General features: G+C 47.0%; 14 protein-coding genes. 10 read left to right on the top strand and 4 right to left on the bottom strand.

What is annotated here, in order from left to right:
• Nucleotides 1-133 precede the first annotated feature (133 nt).
• Entirely contained in the window at nucleotides 134-1,165 is a 1,032-nt protein-coding gene (locus QUB64_RS17395; RefSeq protein ID WP_333272049.1) for a GGDEF domain-containing protein, read from the top strand.
• A gap of 127 nt (nucleotides 1,166-1,292) precedes the next feature.
• Nucleotides 1,293-1,901: a diguanylate cyclase gene (locus QUB64_RS17390; protein ID WP_333272047.1), complete on the top strand. Its 609-nt coding sequence runs from the start codon at nucleotides 1,293-1,295 to the stop codon at nucleotides 1,899-1,901.
• Between the two features lie 299 nt (nucleotides 1,902-2,200).
• Here QUB64_RS17390 and QUB64_RS17385 read toward each other — a convergent pair whose 3' ends face one another.
• Nucleotides 2,201-3,208 carry a methyltransferase domain-containing protein gene (locus QUB64_RS17385; protein WP_333272045.1) on the bottom strand — a complete coding sequence of 336 codons (1,008 nt, stop codon included), beginning with the start codon at nucleotides 3,206-3,208 and terminating at the stop codon, nucleotides 2,201-2,203.
• A 657-nt stretch (nucleotides 3,209-3,865) separates the two neighbouring features.
• Between QUB64_RS17385 and trxB the strand changes: the two genes are divergently transcribed.
• The 6 genes from trxB to rpoD all read left to right on the top strand — a co-directional run bounded on the left by trxB (nucleotide 3,866) and on the right by rpoD (nucleotide 11,151).
• Entirely contained in the window at nucleotides 3,866-5,233 is a 1,368-nt protein-coding gene (gene trxB / locus QUB64_RS17380; RefSeq protein ID WP_333272042.1) for a thioredoxin-disulfide reductase, read from the top strand.
• A gap of 197 nt (nucleotides 5,234-5,430) precedes the next feature.
• Nucleotides 5,431-6,033 (top strand): class I SAM-dependent methyltransferase, encoded by a 603-nt coding sequence (locus tag QUB64_RS17375; RefSeq protein WP_333272039.1) that lies wholly within the window; start codon nucleotides 5,431-5,433, stop codon nucleotides 6,031-6,033.
• Between the two features lie 32 nt (nucleotides 6,034-6,065).
• Nucleotides 6,066-7,223: a glycosyltransferase gene (locus QUB64_RS17370; protein WP_333272037.1), complete on the top strand. Its 1,158-nt coding sequence runs from the start codon at nucleotides 6,066-6,068 to the stop codon at nucleotides 7,221-7,223.
• A 10-nt stretch (nucleotides 7,224-7,233) separates the two neighbouring features.
• Nucleotides 7,234-8,118, top strand: coding sequence for an ABC transporter permease (locus tag QUB64_RS17365; protein WP_333272035.1), 885 nt, complete (start codon nucleotides 7,234-7,236; stop codon nucleotides 8,116-8,118).
• A gap of 1,012 nt (nucleotides 8,119-9,130) precedes the next feature.
• Nucleotides 9,131-9,292, top strand: coding sequence for a hypothetical protein (locus QUB64_RS17360; protein WP_333272032.1), 162 nt, complete (start codon nucleotides 9,131-9,133; stop codon nucleotides 9,290-9,292).
• Nucleotides 9,293-9,981: 689 nt separating this feature from the next.
• Complete coding sequence (rpoD, locus tag QUB64_RS17355) at nucleotides 9,982-11,151, top strand: RNA polymerase sigma factor RpoD (protein WP_333272030.1); 1,170 nt, start codon at nucleotides 9,982-9,984, stop codon at nucleotides 11,149-11,151.
• A 643-nt stretch (nucleotides 11,152-11,794) separates the two neighbouring features.
• Here rpoD and QUB64_RS17350 read toward each other — a convergent pair.
• Together QUB64_RS17350 and QUB64_RS17345 are read right to left on the bottom strand one after the other, a co-directional pair.
• A complete protein-coding gene (locus tag QUB64_RS17350; RefSeq protein WP_333272027.1) occupies nucleotides 11,795-11,947 on the bottom strand; it encodes a chlorophyll A-B binding protein in 153 nt (50 codons plus the stop codon).
• Between the two features lie 117 nt (nucleotides 11,948-12,064).
• On the bottom strand, nucleotides 12,065-13,507 hold the full coding sequence (locus tag QUB64_RS17345; protein ID WP_333272024.1) for an ABC transporter ATP-binding protein: 1,443 nt from the start codon (nucleotides 13,505-13,507) through the stop codon (nucleotides 12,065-12,067).
• Between QUB64_RS17345 and QUB64_RS17340 the strand changes: the two genes are divergently transcribed.
• Complete coding sequence (locus QUB64_RS17340; protein WP_333272021.1) at nucleotides 13,499-13,741, top strand: hypothetical protein; 243 nt, start codon at nucleotides 13,499-13,501, stop codon at nucleotides 13,739-13,741. The two genes, QUB64_RS17345 and QUB64_RS17340, sit on opposite strands and share 9 nt — an antisense overlap.
• A gap of 254 nt (nucleotides 13,742-13,995) precedes the next feature.
• Here QUB64_RS17340 and QUB64_RS17335 read toward each other — a convergent pair whose 3' ends face one another.
• The gene (locus QUB64_RS17335; protein ID WP_333272018.1) at nucleotides 13,996-16,548 is read right to left on the bottom strand and encodes a DNA gyrase/topoisomerase IV subunit A; all 2,553 of its coding nucleotides are present in this window, start codon (nucleotides 16,546-16,548) and stop codon (nucleotides 13,996-13,998) included.
• 421 nt (nucleotides 16,549-16,969) lie between these two features.
• On the opposite strand from QUB64_RS17335, the gene QUB64_RS17330 reads away from it, so the two are divergent.
• Nucleotides 16,970-17,161 (top strand): hypothetical protein, encoded by a 192-nt coding sequence (locus QUB64_RS17330; protein WP_333272016.1) that lies wholly within the window; start codon nucleotides 16,970-16,972, stop codon nucleotides 17,159-17,161.
• Nucleotides 17,162-17,756 lie beyond the last annotated feature (595 nt).

The raw sequence follows: 17,756 nt of genomic DNA, 5'->3' as shown, positions 1-17,756 counted from the left end.
AAGAGCTGAGACTAGGTTTGTTACTGTTGTATTGTTCATTCGGATCAGGGTTGTTTCTGTGGAATTTATCGCGCCATCTAACTCGCCTGAAAAACCACCTGAAAATTTAACTTTAGAGTCTACTCTTAAGGATATGGCTGTCTTGAATTTTCAAATTGAAGCTTCATCTCTAGCCAAAGACGTAGCTCGGTTGTTTCAATCTCACCCACTGCTTCCGGGAGTCATCTTGACCGTAAATGGCGATTTTTTAGGGATGATATCGCGCAGGCGATTTATGGAAAGGATGAGCCGCCCTTACGGAGTAGATATATTTGCTTGCAGACCGATTATGGCTTTGTATCAAATAGCTCAAACCGATATTTTGATTTTACCAGGAGTAGCCTTAATTGTCATGGCAGCTCAGCGAGCCGTGCAGCGCCCGCCGGAACAGCTTTACGAGCCGATTGTTGTGCAGTTAGCACCTCAAGTTTACCGACTGTTAGACGTGCATCAAGTATTGGTAGCTTTATCCCAAATTCACCAACAAGCTACTTGGTATATTAGCGAACTTTACTACAATTTATCGGTGACACAATCTGAGCTAGAAGCAGCGAATTCTCAATTAAAAACAGCTAATTCCGAATTGTATCGCCTTGCTAACTCCGATGGCTTAACTCAGGTAGCAAACCGCCGCTGTTTTAACCAATACTTAGAGAAAACATGGCAGGAATTGGGAGAACAAACAGCAGAAATATCTTTGATTTTATGCGATATTGACTTTTTCAAGAAATATAACGATACTTACGGACATCAGGCGGGAGATGCTTGTTTGCAACAAGTAGCCCAAGCTATTGTTGATGCTGTCAAAAACTCAGCAGGAGAAGTTTCGGAAGAGGCGCTGGTAGCTCGTTACGGAGGCGAGGAGTTTGCGGTAATTTTGCCTCGAACTTCACCCGAGATTGCTGTTGCGATTGGAGAGCAAATTAGAGTTTGGGTGAAAAAACTGGAAATTGAAAATATTAACTCGGCAGTGTCTGCTTGTGTTACACTGAGTTTGGGAGTAGCAAGCACGGTTCCTGGACTAGAAATTTCCAAAAAAGATTTGATTGCAGCAGCAGACCGTTCGCTTTATCAAGCTAAAGACGCAGGGCGCGATCGAGTGCATTTCTGTTTGGCAAATTTCTGAAAAAATGACTAAAATTAAAAAGCTAGTCAAAACCCCAATAAAAGATGAGGGAGAGAAAATGACACCCTTAGACGTGCATAAAGTATTGGTAGCTCGATCCCAAATCCACCAATAAACTACTTGTTATATGAGCGAACTTTATGACAAATTATCTGTCACACAAGCTGAGTTAGAAGCAGCTAATGCCAAATTGTCTCGCTTTGCTAAATCAGATGAATTAACTCAGGTGGCTAACCGCCTACTTGTTGACAAACACTTAGAGAAAACATGGCAGAAATTGGGAGAAGAAACAGCACAGCTATCTTTGATTTTATGCAATATTGACAGGTTTAAGAAATATAACGATACTTACGGATATAATGCGGGAGATGCTTGTTTGCAACAGGTAGCAAAAACAATTGTTGAGGCTGTAAAATATTCAGCAGGCGAAGTTTCAGGGGAGACGCTGCTAGCTCGTTACGGAGGTGATGAATTTGCGGTAATTTGGCCTCGAACTTCACCCGAGATTGCTGTTGCGATTGCAGAGCGCATTCGAGCCTGTGTGAAAAAACTGGCAATTGAAAATATTAACTCACCAGTGTCTGCTTGTGTTACACTGAGTTTGGGAGTAGCGAGTACGGTTCCTCGACCGGAAATTCTAAAAGAAAGCTTGATTGACGCAGCAGACGGTTGGCTGTATCAAGCTAAAGACGCAGGGCGCGATCGGGTCATATTCGATACTGTAAAGTTAGATTAAGTAGATAAGTGGCAAAAATCGGTTCGCAGTCAGGAATGCAAGTCCTCATCAAAATTTCAAAAGTTAGATTAAGTAGATAAGTGGCAAAAATCGGTTCGATCGTTCGGAATGCAAGTCCCGATCAAAATTTCAAAAGTTAGATTAAGTAGATAAGCGACAAAAATCGGTTCGATCGTTCGGAATGCAAGTCCTCATCAAAATTCGAGGACTTGCATTCCGAACGATCGAACAACTTTGAGGGGATATGAGATAATTCAGGATAGAACAGGAAAAATTTAGTTCGATCGCCCGATCGCACTTTACCTCCAAGCTCGCTCCGCCGTCCAGTGCCTGTCGGAAGATTCATAAATCCTCAACCCCTCCAATCCCGCACTTTCCACCATGGTCTCAACCTCATCCAGGGTAAAAGCCGCTTGTAGGGAATCGCCGAACAATTGTTTCTGATGGGAGTTGCAATCTCCCGCATACATCTGAACTAAATTATCCCTGGTTATCTCATTCAGAGGCCGGAGTAAATCCCGCAAAAATATTGCTCCGTTCGGTTTTAAGACTCGCTTGACTTCTTGCAAAAATGGTAGAGGGTCGGGCAAATGGTGGATAATGCTGTTGGAAATCACCATGTCAAAACAATTCTCAGGATAGGGCATGGCTTTAGCATCAATTAATTCGAGATTAATCTGCGATCGCACTCGGGCCTGTTCGACATTGTGCGCTGCAACTTTCAGCATATTTGCAGACAAGTCAATACAGGTCAATTTCCATTCCGGCCGCAGTTGAATGAGGGCGATCGGAATTCGCGCCGTACCCGTCCCCGCGTCCAAAACGTTTCCAAAAACCGGCCCCAAAGCAGCCGCACTCTTGGCAAACGCAGCATTAACCTCAGTAAAGTCCATCGCATCGTATTCGATCGCCTCTTCCCAAGAATCCATCACCTCCGGTTCCAACACTCGCTCCATAAAATTTATGTCGTTATCTGGCATTTCCATATACAAGCCGAGTTTCGCCTGCAAAAGCTCGACTAGCTCCGGTTCCATATATCTATAATTATCGGGAATTTGCAGGCAAATAACTTGCTTGCCCTGAATACTCTCGGGAAATTTGCTGCGAAGTCGAGATCCATGCTTCTTTTCCATCACAAAGATCGTATCGGCCCAACCGAGCAAACCTTCAGTTACTCTAATTCTCGCACCTTTTTCGGTTCCAGCCGATCGCACGCTGTACCCGCTAATTTTCTCGCAGATCTTCTCGGCCGTTAAACTGCGCCACTTATTCTGACTGCACACAAACAATATCTTTGTTCCATCCATTTTATCTGCGTTAATCCGCGTACATCTGCGTTAACAGTTGACAGTTGACAGCTTGCCCCGAGCGAAGTCGAGGGGTTGACAGTTGAGTGCGAAGTTTTTAGGCAGGGGATTTAAGCCCCTGCCTAAAAACAATCCACCTCAAGGTGGGGGCTTAAATCCCATGTGCTTTGGTTGAAAATCTCAATTCCATTGCTCCCGACGCACCTTTAATACCACAAATAGGCTATTTTGTCAAATCGACCAAATTTCCGTTACAATTCTTAACCTATAAACTGCCTATTTTGCACAAAAATTTGGATTTTTTAAATTTGCTGAGTTCGTTTATTTGACGAGTTTAAAGGGTTTCAGGCTAAAAAACCAAAAATAGTCATAGCACCCCTTGAGTATCAAAATCCTATTGTAGCTGAAACAGCGCAAATTCGTCAAATAAATGAGAATAGAATCAATAGTGAGGGGGGCCTATTTTCAGATTTTTCGGCGATTGATTGAACATTTAAAATAAAATAAATTATTCCATCCTGTTTACTTATCTAATTAGTTTTAGTTGTGCCGATCGCCCTGATTCCCGGAAAAATAGTAGATATACTCGATCCAACTTGTCCCGCATTTGCTATCATTGAAGTAAAACGAAGTCGTTATGAGTTCAATTAAATAACTATGAGCAACGAAACCGTAGAAAACCTAGTAATTATCGGCTCAGGCCCAGCAGGCTACACCGCAGCCATCTACGCCGGGAGAGCCAATCTGAAACCAGTAGTCTTTGAAGGCTACCAAACCGGAGGCATTCCCGGCGGTCAACTGATGACCACCACAGAAGTCGAAAACTTCCCCGGCTTTCCCGAAGGCATCACCGGGCCGCAACTGATGGATCGGATGAAAGCTCAAGCAGTGCGCTGGGGTGCGGAGTTATATACAGAAGATGTAACTTACGTTGATTTAACCCAGCGTCCGTTTACAGTGCGATCGGACGACAGGGAAATCAAAACCCACACCATAGTAATTGCCACAGGCGCGACTGCCAAAAGATTGGGTTTGCCTAGCGAACACATATTTTGGAGTCACGGCATTTCTGCCTGTGCGATTTGCGACGGCGCCACCCCAATTTTTAAAGGAGTAGATTTAGCTGTCATCGGCGCGGGCGACACCGCAGCGGAAGAATCTATTTATCTGACAAAATACGGATCTCACGTCCACATGTTGGTGCGGCGCGGTCAGATGCGCGCTAGCAAAGCCATGCAAGACCGAGTGCTGAGCAATCCTAAAATTACCGTGCACTGGAACACCGAAGCGCTGGATATTTTGGGAGAGCCAGGAGGCAAAATGGATGGGGTGAGACTGAGAAATATTGAGACCGGCGCCGAGAGCGATTTGCTGGTGAAGGGTTTGTTTTACGCGATCGGTCACACTCCCAACACCCAACTTTTCCAAGGTCAGCTAGAACTCGACGAACTAAGCTATATCGCCACCAAACACGGTTCGGTAGAAACCAGTGTCGATGGAGTTTATGCTGTTGGCGACGTGCAAGACCACGAGTTTCGCCAAGCTATCACCGCAGCAGGTAGTGGCTGCATGGGGGCGATGCTCGCAGAGCGGTGGCTGTCTTCCAACGGTTTAATGCAAGAATTCCATCAAGCCGAAGAGTCCCAGTCACCCGCTGAGCCGTCGGCTCCCAAAGTTCGCAAAACCAGCGAGAACTTTGATATCAACGACACCCGCCACGAAGGAGGTTATGCTCTGCGGAAGTTGTTCCACGATAGCGATCGACTGATTGTGGTCAAATACTCGGCTCCGAGTTGCGGCCCTTGCCACAGCCTCAAACCGATTTTGAGCAAAGTGGTAGATGAGTTCGAGGGCAAAATCCACTACGTGGAAATCGACATCGAAGAAGATCCCGAAATTGCTGAAAATGCTGGCGTGATTGGTACGCCGACGATTCAGTATTTTAAAGACAAAGCTTTGGTGACTGAACTCAAGGGAGTTAAGCCGAAAAGCCAGTACCGCGAGTTAATTGCCAGTAATTTGTAGGCTTGCGCCACATTGGTTTGTAGTGAGGACTTCAGTCCTTCTTTGGCGCGGACTGAAGTCCTCACTACAAACCTGACCGATCGCCTGCGATAATGTTTGATAACATGAGACTGACCCTCGTCCCACAGAAACCTGGTTGATGGCACTGGGTTCGGAGCGCTCAAAAAAAGTAAGCTTGGGGAACGAAAGCCGATCGCATGACACAAACTAACTTGAATCTCCAGCCAGACTACTGGAATCAAATTTGGCAACAAGAAGGCGCCGGAACTTGGCGTCGATATCCCGGCTGTTTCGGCAGAATTTGTTGGGGCGTCGGACACGGACTGGAAGTCTTGGAAATCGGATGCGGTACTGGTGTCCTCGCCAGCCAGTTGTTAGAGTTTGGCAATTCGGTAACTGGCTTGGATATTTCTGAAAGCGCGATCGCCCAACTTCCCAAACATATCCCGGGCGTAGTTTCTATTTTACCGTCCATTCCTTTTCCCGATCGCAGTTTTGATGTTGTAGTAGCCACAGAAGTTTTAGAGCATCTCGACGACGATCGAGCTTGTGTCAAAGAAGTAGTTAGGGTGTTGCGATCGTCCGGCAGAGCTTTTTTTGCCGTACCCAACAATTGCCTCGGCCCCGATGAAGAACCAGAGCACGTTCGCAAGTACACTCAAGAGAGCTTAACAGATTTACTTTTGCCTTACGGCGACGTTTTTAGCGAAACATTTATTGATGAGTTCAGTGTTGGCGATCGAGATTTCGTTGCTCTCCCAAGTATTTTAGCCGTACTTTATCTTGCCAGCGACGACTGATTTTTGTTACATTCCCAGATATAGCAGCAAAAATGAGTATTAATGCAGCACTTAGCTCTCAACCATTTTTATCTCTTTGTGCGATCGTTAAAAATGAAAGCGAGAATTTAGGGCGCTGTTTGGCCAGCGTTCAACCATACGTTGATGAAATAATTGTAGTCGATACCGGCTCTGAGGACGGTACGCCGGAAATTGCCAGTCAGTACGGAGCAAAAGTCGGATATTTTGAGTGGTGCGACGATTTTGCGGCGGCGCGGAATTATGCTTTATCTTTAGTGACGGGTGAGTGGATTTTAGTGCTGGATGCAGATGAAGAGTTAGTTGTGCGATCGGCTGATTTTAGAGAAACGCTCAAATCCCAACCTGAAGCCCTGGCTTATTCGATCGTTAGAACAGAAGCCAAGCATAAATCGGGAATGACTCCGCTACACATGACCCGTTTGTTTCGCAATCTCCCAGAAATTAGATATCTCGGTCGTTTTCACGAGCAAATCCAGCATCAAAACCGCAGTTTTAGCGACAGTGAAGTCTGGGACTTAGATAGTGTCAGAGTATTGCATCACCCCAACAGCCACCAACAACTCGCCGCCAAAGTTGTCAACCGCAATATTCCCATCTTAGAACTGGCTCGACAAGAAGAAGGGCTTAGTCTCATGTTATTGTACTCCCTAGCTGGGATGTACGGCTCAGCGGGGGAAGAACAGAAAGCTCGAGACTGCTGGGAGGAAGTATTAGAAAGATTGTTTCCGCATTTGATAGACGGCAACCCTCCAGAAGAATTTGGTTTCATTCCCTCCTTAGTTTTTACTTTAGCAGGGCGATCGCTCCAAAATCGAGATTATGAAACAACCGTGTTACTTTGTCAGCGAGGTCTGGAATGGTGTCCCAACTATCCTCCTCTAAATTATATAGCTGGCATGACATTAATTAATATAGGATTTCCGTTAGGTGCCGTTGCTTACTTTGAGAATTGTCTGCAACTGGGTAAAGATGGCAGCTACTATAAAGGAGAACCTTTCGAGCCAAGTTTCACCACCACCGACCCGGCTTGCTGTTTGGGTCTAGCTTATATTCACCTGAAGCGCTGGCCGGATGCAGTATCGGCATTTGAATTAGCGCTGACTTTCGATGAAAATTGCACAGCGGCCAAAGAAAATTTAGCAAAAATCCGACAAAGCTTCACAGAGTAAACGGCTAAAAATGACACTAAACAAAGTTCAGTTACCGCGATTTCTCAACATTGCCTCACCGTCAAGCCTGTCAATGAAGATGATGTGGGCGGGTTTGGCAATAACTGCCTTATTTATCATAGTAGCAACCTTGTCTCCCGCAATGCAAGCTTGGGGATGGCTGCAAAATCCTACCGATGCTTTGATTAACCCGATTCACGAACCGCCGTCGGCGAATTATTGGTTCGGGACTAGCCGCAGTGGCTACGATGTTTTTTCCCGGACGCTGTTTGCTTCGCGGGCGGCTTGGCAAGTCGTGATTTTAGCAACAGCGTTGAGTTTGTTTGTCGGAGTGCCGCTGGGTTTGGTTAGCGGTTATTTGGGTGGCAAGCTCGATCGCGTGCTGTTATTTTTAATGGATACAATTTATACGTTGCCGGGGTTGCTGCTGTCCTTAACTTTAGCATTTGTCGTGGGAAAAGGAGTTCTCAATGCTGCGATCGCCCTGAGCATTTCCTACATCCCTCAATACTACCGCGTCGTCAGGAATCACACCGCCAGCGTCAAAACCGAACTATTTGTCGAAGCCGCCCGAGCAATGGGTGCTGACACTTGGACAGTGCTGTCGCGCTACTTGTTTCTCAACGTCATTCAGAGCGTACCAGTGCTGTTCGCGCTCAACGCCGCTGACGCAATTCTAACATTAGGAGGCTTAGGATTTCTCGGTTTGGGACTTCCCGAAGAAACTCCGGAATGGGGACACGATTTGCGTTTAGCTTTAGATGCGCTACCTACCGGTATTTGGTGGACAGCCTTGTTTCCCGGTTTGGCAATGACTTTAATGGTAGTTGGGCTGTCTTTGGTAGGAGAAGGATTAAACGAATTTGTCAATCCCCGGCTGCGCAACCAGCAGTAATATGTCTCGCAATCAAGAATTTAGTCTTTCCTTCTGCTCTTTTCTTCCTTCGCGCATGAAAGCGTCTTCGCGGTTTCGTTAAATATAGCGGTTCTCGAAAAGATGAGGTATTCACCAATTAATTAACAATTACAAAATCTCCGAATCTCCGAATCCCCCAATCCCCCAATCTTTCAATCCTCCAATCCCCCAATCTCAAATTCTTCAATCTCAAACTTGTTCGCTCGCGAAGTCGAAGAATCTAAAATCTCAACTTGTACCTCATCTATCTCAGAAAGGCTATAGCTATTATTTAAGTGGTTCTGGACTCAATCAATCAGTCGAGAAATTAGAGCGATCGCACCAGCGTCATATTTCCACATTTTTAAGCCCATCGAGCAGCTTATGCCCGATCGTACAACAGCAAGCACATCGCTAACTGGTAAGTTTCCTGTTTTTTTGAAGTGTTCCTGAGTCCTCCGTTGCAGCAACCTCTGCTGGGTATTTGTTCTGTCTGCTTGAAATCATCCAGACAATTAGGAAATTTTACCTAAAATTGATTTAATCGCTTTATCCAATCTTCACACTGTCACGATATATTTAAAGGAAGCGTGAAGTTGTGCTTCCGGAAGATAGCGAATTGTGTTGCTTCCCCGAAGGCGCGATCGCGCCAGTGCGAGCCGAAAGCCCACAAATTTTAGAGCAGTTTGCAGCCGGGAGTTGCGCGGCGGGTTAACTCTCAGTAAAATTTATCCTGGTGGTTTTTGCCACTGACGAGACAAACTCGTGTAGAACTGCTTAAATGAGAATGTGACGTTAATAACTTAATGTGATTTAACGTCGAAATTAAACCCAATTTCTGAGATTTGAGCTAACTTAACAATGAAAGCCCCTGTTGCACTACTAAACCCGCAACGCTTCATTTGGGGTGATCGTCGGTCTCTCATCCAGAGTTGCCGGCTTACAACTAAAGCTCGTAAGCTTTATTCAATCGCAGATTGCGTATGATTCAATTCAGGGAAACAGGGTAAAGATGGGTGCATCTATACGGATTGTATTGGTTCCAATTACGGCAAGTCAAAAATTGTCTGCTAACTGTCTGGCCGACTACGCCGCAGCCGTTCACCCAGATCTTCGCAGAAAACAGCGCCGTTCGATCGTGCCCAAGTTTTTGCGGCCCATTCTCAGGATTTAGCAGAGTCAGGCATTAGTCCGTATTGTCAAGCTAAGCTGACAGAGTTTTCCTAGTTCTTGACAAAAAATGGAAAACAACTTCCATTTTTTGTGAGAAAGGCTACAATCGGAAGGGTCTTTGTAAGATCCGATTCTCACTGTTTGGTGCTTCGACCCTCTGCTGTTGCATTTTAGGCAGCAGACCCGCATACTCGGTGGCGAAAATTTGCCGTGGAACGGTGATGTCTGACAACATCGTGAAAGCAGCAAGCAAGTCAAAAGTTGGACACCTCGAACACAAAAGTTAGAGGGTTCGAGGGCGACAAACTTGTACGGGTAAAAAATCGAAGTACCTAGTAAAAAAAAGCCAGTATTTTTTGAGGTGCGCTCGAACCCATCTCTGGGTTTGCTTCTCCTGGCAAGGTATCGCAGATGCAGCGATAAATAGCTGCGAAAGAAAAAGCCGCACGCTCAATCCGAGGTGGCGACGTTAAAGTGTGCGATCGATTGCATGCGCTGGCTACTTCTTTCCCAGAACTCGAACTAGGACCGATCAAACTGGTGCAGTTCGGTCACTGCTTCACTGAGCAGACCGAAAATCCCACTATTTCTTCCTGCGGGAATGTCAATACTGACTAAGTTGTCTAAACTACAAACAGACACTATTCCACTGTTATTTATTCTTTAATTCAGGAGCATGAGGAAGGCGGCATGATCCAGGCTAACACCGTACTCGAAACCAAAATCAAACCCAAAATGGAAACAATCGAGTTGCTTCGGAACGCCGAAAGCGTTCTACCTGATAGCGAGTTGGAACTTTTTATCGACGAAGAAGATGATCGAGAAGATTTTCTAGACTCTCAATCGGAGGAGGACGACACTAAAGCTGGCAAAGGCGCCAAAGCCCGCCGTCGGGCTCAGGCAAAGAAAAAGCATTATACAGAAGACTCTATTCGTCTCTACCTGCAAGAAATCGGTCGGATTCGACTGTTGCGAGCCGACGAAGAGATTGAACTCGCCCGCAAGATTGCAGATTTGCTGGAATTAGAGCGAGTTCGAGAACAACTGCTGGAAGAGTTAGACCGCGAACCCAAAGACAACGAATGGGCTACTGCTGTAGAGATGGCACTACCTGCATTCCGTCACCGACTCCATGTCGGCCGGCGCGCTAAGGAGAAGATGGTGCAATCAAACCTGCGTTTGGTGGTGTCGATCGCCAAAAAGTACATGAATCGCGGTTTGTCTTTCCAAGATTTGATTCAAGAAGGCTCTTTGGGTCTGATCCGAGCCGCTGAAAAATTCGATCACGAAAAAGGCTACAAGTTTTCCACCTACGCAACTTGGTGGATACGTCAAGCCATCACCAGAGCAATCGCCGATCAATCCCGGACTATCCGCCTCCCGGTTCACCTTTACGAAACCATCTCGCGGATCAAGAAAACTACCAAACTGCTTTCTCAAGAAATGGGCCGCAAGCCTACGGAAGAAGAAATCGCCACTAAGATGGAGATGACGATCGAGAAATTGCGGTTCATTGCTAAATCCGCACAGTTGCCTATTTCTTTAGAAACTCCGATCGGCAAAGAGGAAGACTCGCGTCTGGGAGACTTTATTGAATCTGACGGGGAAACGCCAGAAGATCAAGTCTCAAAGAACTTGTTAAGGGAAGATTTGGAAAGCGTTTTGGACACTCTCAGCCCCCGAGAACGGGATGTACTGAGGTTGCGTTACGGCTTAGACGACGGACGGATGAAGACCTTGGAGGAAATTGGTCAAATCTTTAACGTCACTCGCGAGCGAATTCGCCAAATTGAAGCTAAAGCCCTGCGGAAGTTGCGCCATCCCAACCGCAACAGCATCTTAAAAGAATATATCCGCTAGAGTATTTGTCTGGCATCACCCAAAAGAGTGATTTCCACTCTTTTGGGGGGGAACCCCCCCGACCCCAAAAGAGCGATCGCTGTTACATTTTTTGTTGCTAACTTCAGGGCGAGCAAGTAACTATTTGCTGCGCCGGTAAATCCCGGCAAAAATTGCGCTGCTTAAAGCGCATGGGAAAATTTAGGGAGTCCCCAAAGGAACTCCCAAGCTTTGCAGTGTCTGAAAAGTTTTAACTAGAAAATTAGATCGGTTTCCAGAAAAGAATGCAACTGTAGGTAAGGATCGCGAATTCAATAATTTACACAAGTTTGTGGGGCGTCCCGCCCGCAGGCCCTTTCCAATACCTCTCCGTTAAGGAACTTTGCTTAACAATCGCGCTCCGAGTTTACAAGCATTTCAGGAGATTAAATCCTACAATTTTGTGCTTAACTCAGAGGTATTGGGGCCCTTTCTGGACGGGCTCTTCTGGCCCATCCCACAATAAGCATAAAAGAGGTATTGGGGCCCTTTCTGGACGGGCGGGACGCCTATCCCACAAGAAGCATAAAAATTGTAAGTTATTTAATTCTCATTCCTAAGTTCTCAACCCCGATCAAAAGCATTCCCAATCTCAAATCGAAAAATGGAAAATTCTCAAATGCTATTACATCAGACCCCAGAAGTGAAGCAAGCCTTGACCGGAAACCAATTCAATCATGACAGCCGCAGAGACACCAATCATTGCTAAACGACCGTTCCAATTTTCAGCTCCTTCGCTGAAGCCCCACTTCCAAGCGTTGCGTTTTGGTTCTTGCATAGTTATGATCTCCCTTCGTTAACTTTTCTCAGGCTTATATAAATTAATATAACAGTGACTTGACAAAATGGCAAATTTGTGATATTGGAGCGCCAGGATAGACCTTTCTCCCGTTCCCTACCGAGGAAAAATCGCCAATTCGGTATCAGGATCGAACAAGTGAATTTTGTCATGGGCGATCGCCAGCCAAAGCTCCTCGCCAACACGGATCGATCGCTCAGGAGGAACCCGCACCTGCATCCGCACGGCCGGATCACCAGTCAAACACACCCGCAAATAAGTTTCGTGTCCCAAAGCCTCCACAATTTCCACTTGTACCGACAGATTTTTAGTAGCAGGAGGGTTAATGCTGAGATGTTCCGGGCGGATGCCCAAAATTAGGTCTCGCCCGTCGTATTTTTGTAGATTTTTCGCCCAAATATCGGGTAAAGTAAAGCGAAACTGCGGGTGAGAAATCAACAGCGGGGCGGTAAACTGCACCGGCAAAAAATTCATCGGCGGAGAACCGATAAACTCAGCCACAAACAGATTAGCCGGCTTGTTGTAAAGCTCCAGAGGCTTAGCGACTTGTTGAAGCTGGCCAGCATTCATAATCGCAATGCGATCGCCCATAGTCATCGCCTCAGTTTGGTCGTGAGTCACATAAATAGTGGTAGTGCCCAACTGTCGCTGTAACTGCACAATTTGCGATCTCGTTTGGGCCCTCAATTTCGCATCAAGATTCGATAGAGGTTCATCCATCAAAAACACTTCAGGATTTCGAGCCATCGCCCTACCCAAAGCCACCCGCTGCTTTTGTCCTCCCGAAAGTTGTTTCGGCAAGCGACTTAAAAGCGGTTCTATCTGCAATAATTGAGCTACCTTCATAACTCGTTCTCCTACCGCCTTTTCCCGTTCCGACAAATAGCGCAAACCCCGAGGAAGCTTGCGAGTTGCTCCAACTAAAAAGTCCTCCCCTAAAGTATATATTTGCTCTTTATTTACAGTATTATAAGCTAAATAATTAATAACCTCTTCTATCTTATTCCTGATTAGTTCTCCCTTCTCCCTTCTTCCTTTTTCTGTCACTGTCACTGTCTCTGCTTCCCTCTTCCTTTTTCCTTCTTCCCTCTTCCTTCTGCCTTCTTCCCTCTTCCCTCTGCCTTCTGCCTTCTTCCCTCCGCCTTCTTCCTTCTGCGATCGGCGCAATCCAAAGGCGAGATTATCGTAAACAGTTAAGTGAGGATAGAGAGCATAATTTTGAAATACCATAGCGATATCTCGGTCTTTTGGAGGCAAATCGTTAACGAGCCGATCGCCAATCCAGATATTGCCGCCTGTCAAAACTTCCAAACCGGCGATCGATCGCAGCAAAGTGCTTTTTCCGCAGCCCGAAGGCCCCACCAACACCATGAATTCCCCGTCGAGGACGGTCAGGTTAATCCGCCGCAAAACAGTGTTAGACGAAGAGCTAGGAGTCTCTGTTGAGACACTTTCTGCGACGTTGTTTGCTATTTTTTCCTGTTCTCCTTGGCGGAGGGGAAAACTTTTGTAGATATTTTCTAATACAACTTGCGCCATCAAACGATTTTAGAATTGGGCATGGGGCATGGGGCATGGGGCATTGGGCATGGGCCAAACAGGTCATTGGGCATTGGGCATTGGGCATTGCTCATGGGGCATCGGGCATTGGGAATTGGGCATGGGCCAAACAGGTCATGGGGCATGGGACATAGAGAATTGGGCATGGGAATTGGGAATTGGGAATTGGTAATTGGGAATTGGGAATTGGGAATTAAAAAATCTCGCTTTTAGAGTCGTTATTCTTTACCAAGCCATTACTGGTAACGAGTTAAATGACCGATTACTCATTATCGATTACCGATTACCGATTACCGATTACCGATTACCGATTACCGATTACCGATTACCGATTATCGATTACCGATTACCGATTACCGATTACCGATTATCGATTACCGATTACCGATTACCAATTCCCAATTCCCCATGCCCCATGCCCCATGCCCCATGCCCCATGCCCCATGCCCATTACCAATGACAACTGACTACTGACTACTGATAACCTTGATAATTCTTTCACCAGGATTGAGGTCAAAAACCCGATCGCCCGGAGCATCTTTCCCCCAAAAAGCTATAGCATCAGTAGTCGATCGCAGCAAGCGGCCAGCGGTCGTAAAAAGTTTAACATCCGTACCCGAAACAGCCCGCAGCAATCCAACCAAAGCATCTTTAGGCTCTGCAAAGCGAAAAGCTTGAGTGCCGATTTCGCCGCGGTTAGTAAGCCTGACAGAACCCGCAGGCATTCGTTTCGCCCAACCCAACTCCGAAAATAGCACCAGACTGTCCTCCGGGTCGATCGTAATACAACCCACCAACTGTTCCTGCTTCCGCAACCTGGTGACTTGAGAACCCTGGGCGGTGCGGCCCATGGGCGGCAGTTGTTCGTCATCAACATCAAACCGGAGGACTCGGCCCCCCGAAGTTGCGACGACCACTTGGTCGCCAACTTTGCTGAGACTAGCATTGCGCAGTCGATCGTCCTCCTTGAGTTTAACAACAGTCACGCCGCGATTAGTCAACTCAGCAAATTCCTGCATCGGCAAGCGCTTAATTTTGCCTTGTTGAGTCAGAGTTACTAAATCCGCCACTTCGGAATTTTCCGGCAAAATAAAGTGTGCGACTGTGATGTCAGAAAAAGCGCGACCGGCACTTTCTTTAGTAGCACTCGGCGACAACAAGCTGACAATCGGGGTTCCCCGGTCTTTTTGGCTGCTGCTAGGAATATCGGCGACTTTCAGCGGGTAAGCTTTGCCGTTAGGAGTTAGGACGACCAAAGTGCGATCGGTTTTTGTCAGGTTTGCCGTCACAAGAAAATCTTCATTTTTTTCTAAAGCTGAAACCGATTTTTCGCGAGTTTTCGATCGCGGACGTTCCCCAGCCGGTACGCGGCGCACGTACTGCTTGTGCGAAAATTCAACAATAGTTTCTTCTGCCTCTAGAACGGGCAATAAGTTAGGCTGAATCGTTGCCGGTAACAACGGCTTCACACCAGCATTTTTCTTACTAGAAACTTGTGGCTCGGCGTTGGCTTTGCGTCCGGTTCCATTGGCAAATTTAGTGCGGCGTTCGTCAGCGTACTTGCGTTTGAGCGATCGCAATTCCTTCTTCAAAGCCTTCAAAAATTCGCGTCTGTCGCTCAACAACCGCTGCAATTCTTGAATGTTCGCCATCAACTCATCCAACTCTGACTGCAAATTTTGCCTTTCCAAACCAGTCAGCCTGCGCATCGGCATCGCCAAAATTGCATCAGCTTGACTTTCGCTCAAATTGAGGCGAACTTGGAAAGTTTGCTTAGCAGTAGTACCGTCAGGAGCATTTCTGAGAATGTCGATCGCAGTATCGAGATTTGTCAAAGCCAACATTAAGCCTTGAACAATATGACAGCGGCGTTCTGCGGCCTGCAATTCGTAATTGTAGCGGCGGGTAAGAGTTAATTCTCGGAAATCCAGAAATTCCTGCAACAATTGTCTCAGCGTCAACTGTCGGGGTTGACCGTTGACAATTGCCAACAAAATCGCGCCAAAATTTGTTTGCAGGTCAGTTTGTTGGTAAAGACGAGCTAGAACTGCTTCTGGGGTAAATTCCCGCTTCAGTTCAATTACAACACGAATGCCATCGCGATCGCTCTCGTCGCGCAAATCAGAAATACCGTCGAGGCGGCCGGCATTCACCAACTCCGCCACCTTTTCAATCCAAGCCGCCTTATTTACCTGAAACGGAAACTCCGTCACGACGATCGCCGTTTTAGTGCGCACCTTGCGATTACCAGGCACCTCTTCTACCCCAGCCACACCCCTGACCGCAATGCTACCTCTACCCTTAGTGTAGGCGTCAAAAATGCCCTCTGTAGAGACGATTTCCCCTCCGGTCGGGAAATCCGGGCCAGGAATTAGTTCGATCAACTTCTCGTCCGAGAGTTCCGGATTTTCAATCAAAGCAATTAAACCATCTACCACCTCGCCCAAATTGTGCGGCGGGATATTAGTAGCCATCCCGACAGCAATGCCGGTACAGCCGTTGAGCAGCAGAAACGGCAACTGAGCAGGGAGCGCCGTCGGTTCCTGCTGCGAACTGTCAAAGTTACCAGTAAAATCAACAGTTGCGTCGCCGACTTGGGTTAGCATGGCTTCGTGGGCGATCGATGCCAGTCTAGTTTCCGTGTAGCGCATCGCAGCAGCCGGGTCATTGTCCACCGAACCGAAATTGCCGTGACCCGCCAGCAAAGGATAGCGGCTCGAAAACTCCTGAACCATGCGCACCAGAGCGTCGTAAACCGATTGGTCGCCGTGGGGGTGATATTTTCCCAAAACATCTCCAACTACCCGGGCGCACTTGCGGTAAGGTCGGTCTGGCGTCAAACCGAGTTCGTGCATCGCGTACAAAATTCGACGGTGCACGGGTTTTAAACCGTCGCGGACATCAGGCAAAGCTCGCCCGACGATCACACTCATGGCATATTCGAGGTACGATTGCTGCATCTCGGCGTGCAGAGGCGTAGAAATTACTTGCCCGGAAAGTAGGTTGAGTTGTTTAGCCATGAGTCCTTGTGTCCGTTAATTCCTGAGTTAAGACAGCCTCTGTCAGTCGATTTGAGATTTTCCATTTTTCGATTTGAGATTTACTCGCAGCTTTGAATCAGGGAGTAGGAACTCTTAGTCTAAAATTTTGGGATCTCCACGACGATGGTACGTGGTACGCTACCCGTTTTTGGGCGGGGTCAATAATGCTCAGGTTGCCTGTCTCGAATGAAAAGCGTTTGCTTTGGCGGCGAATCGAAAGTTCGACAAAACCGCCCAGCCGAAGGAGCAAAATAAATTTAACAGGTGAAACCAGAATCAGAGTGCCGAAGACGGGCAACACTTGCCTCTTACTCTCCACTCTTACACTAACCTCTATGTTGCCGACAGGAGCGCCGATCTGTCTATTTACCGCTCGCCGCGAGAAGGTTGATTCACAGTCATGCTTTTACTTATAATCGCTCACAAATGCCGATCGTTGAAAATTCAGCGCCCTCAAAAGCTCTCCTCGCGAGCTCTCAAGCGTCTGACAGCAGCTCGATACACCAAAGAGTCGATCTTTTCAGCAGTCTCGATCGCTCAAAACACAGAATTGGGAATCCCCAACAATCCCCGCGATATTCGCTACTCCTAATGCTTCGGCCCGAGTATGTGAATAAACATGGCTTGATATCATGTCCGGTCGATTACCATAACAAAAAAGGTTCGATCGTTTGGACTTGAGTCCGCGACCAGAGAGCGGACCCAAGTCCGCACGATCGAACGAAAAGGTTCGATCGTTTGGACTTGAGTCCGCGACCAGAGAGCGGACCCAAGTCCGCACGATCGAACGAATCCGATCGCGGTCGATCGACCGGACACGATATGACTCTAAGAGCCAGAAAGAAAATAATTGTCACACCTCCGGGACTCTCATACCAGTTACAAAAAGTAATGCAACTGTAGCCCCTTGCTCCAAACCCCTATCCGATCAATCATCCCCAATCTCAAATCGAAAAATGGAAAATCTCAAATGCTACAAGTCGGAGGCTTGACCGCAAGAGAGGATAAGCAGCAGCTAAGCGAGAGATTGTCTGTTATGTTCGAGGGGTAGAGGGAGATGCTCGCTCGTGGAGGAGAGGATGTGACTATCAAGGGGAATAGGGAATTCAAATATACAATTTAAATCCACAACAGGTTACTAGAAACTTGCTACCGGGGAATCTTAAGACGATCGTCAGTGTCAGGTC

Origin of the sequence: Microcoleus sp. Aus8_D2, assembly GCF_036702665.1 — a bacterium.
Taxonomy (GTDB): Bacteria; Cyanobacteriota; Cyanobacteriia; order Cyanobacteriales; family Microcoleaceae; genus Microcoleus.
This window is presented reverse-complemented; position numbering and strand designations above follow the sequence as displayed.

What these genes read in the sequence shown, in the direction of transcription:
- QUB64_RS17395 (WP_333272049.1), top strand. Translation starts at nt 134, where the DNA reads ATGGCTGTCTTGAATTTTCAAATTGAAGCTTCATCTCTAGCCAAAGAC.
- QUB64_RS17390 (WP_333272047.1), top strand. Translation starts at nt 1,293, where the DNA reads ATGAGCGAACTTTATGACAAATTATCTGTCACACAAGCTGAGTTAGAA.
- QUB64_RS17385 (WP_333272045.1), bottom strand. Translation starts at nt 3,208, where the DNA reads ATGGATGGAACAAAGATATTGTTTGTGTGCAGTCAGAATAAGTGGCGC.
- trxB (WP_333272042.1), top strand. Translation starts at nt 3,866, where the DNA reads ATGAGCAACGAAACCGTAGAAAACCTAGTAATTATCGGCTCAGGCCCA.
- QUB64_RS17375 (WP_333272039.1), top strand. Translation starts at nt 5,431, where the DNA reads ATGACACAAACTAACTTGAATCTCCAGCCAGACTACTGGAATCAAATT.
- QUB64_RS17370 (WP_333272037.1), top strand. Translation starts at nt 6,066, where the DNA reads ATGAGTATTAATGCAGCACTTAGCTCTCAACCATTTTTATCTCTTTGT.
- QUB64_RS17365 (WP_333272035.1), top strand. Translation starts at nt 7,234, where the DNA reads ATGACACTAAACAAAGTTCAGTTACCGCGATTTCTCAACATTGCCTCA.
- QUB64_RS17360 (WP_333272032.1), top strand. Translation starts at nt 9,131, where the DNA reads ATGGGTGCATCTATACGGATTGTATTGGTTCCAATTACGGCAAGTCAA.
- rpoD (WP_333272030.1), top strand. Translation starts at nt 9,982, where the DNA reads ATGATCCAGGCTAACACCGTACTCGAAACCAAAATCAAACCCAAAATG.
- QUB64_RS17350 (WP_333272027.1), bottom strand. Translation starts at nt 11,947, where the DNA reads ATGCAAGAACCAAAACGCAACGCTTGGAAGTGGGGCTTCAGCGAAGGA.
- QUB64_RS17345 (WP_333272024.1), bottom strand. Translation starts at nt 13,507, where the DNA reads ATGGCGCAAGTTGTATTAGAAAATATCTACAAAAGTTTTCCCCTCCGC.
- QUB64_RS17335 (WP_333272018.1), bottom strand. Translation starts at nt 16,548, where the DNA reads ATGGCTAAACAACTCAACCTACTTTCCGGGCAAGTAATTTCTACGCCT.
- QUB64_RS17330 (WP_333272016.1), top strand. Translation starts at nt 16,970, where the DNA reads ATGCTTTTACTTATAATCGCTCACAAATGCCGATCGTTGAAAATTCAG.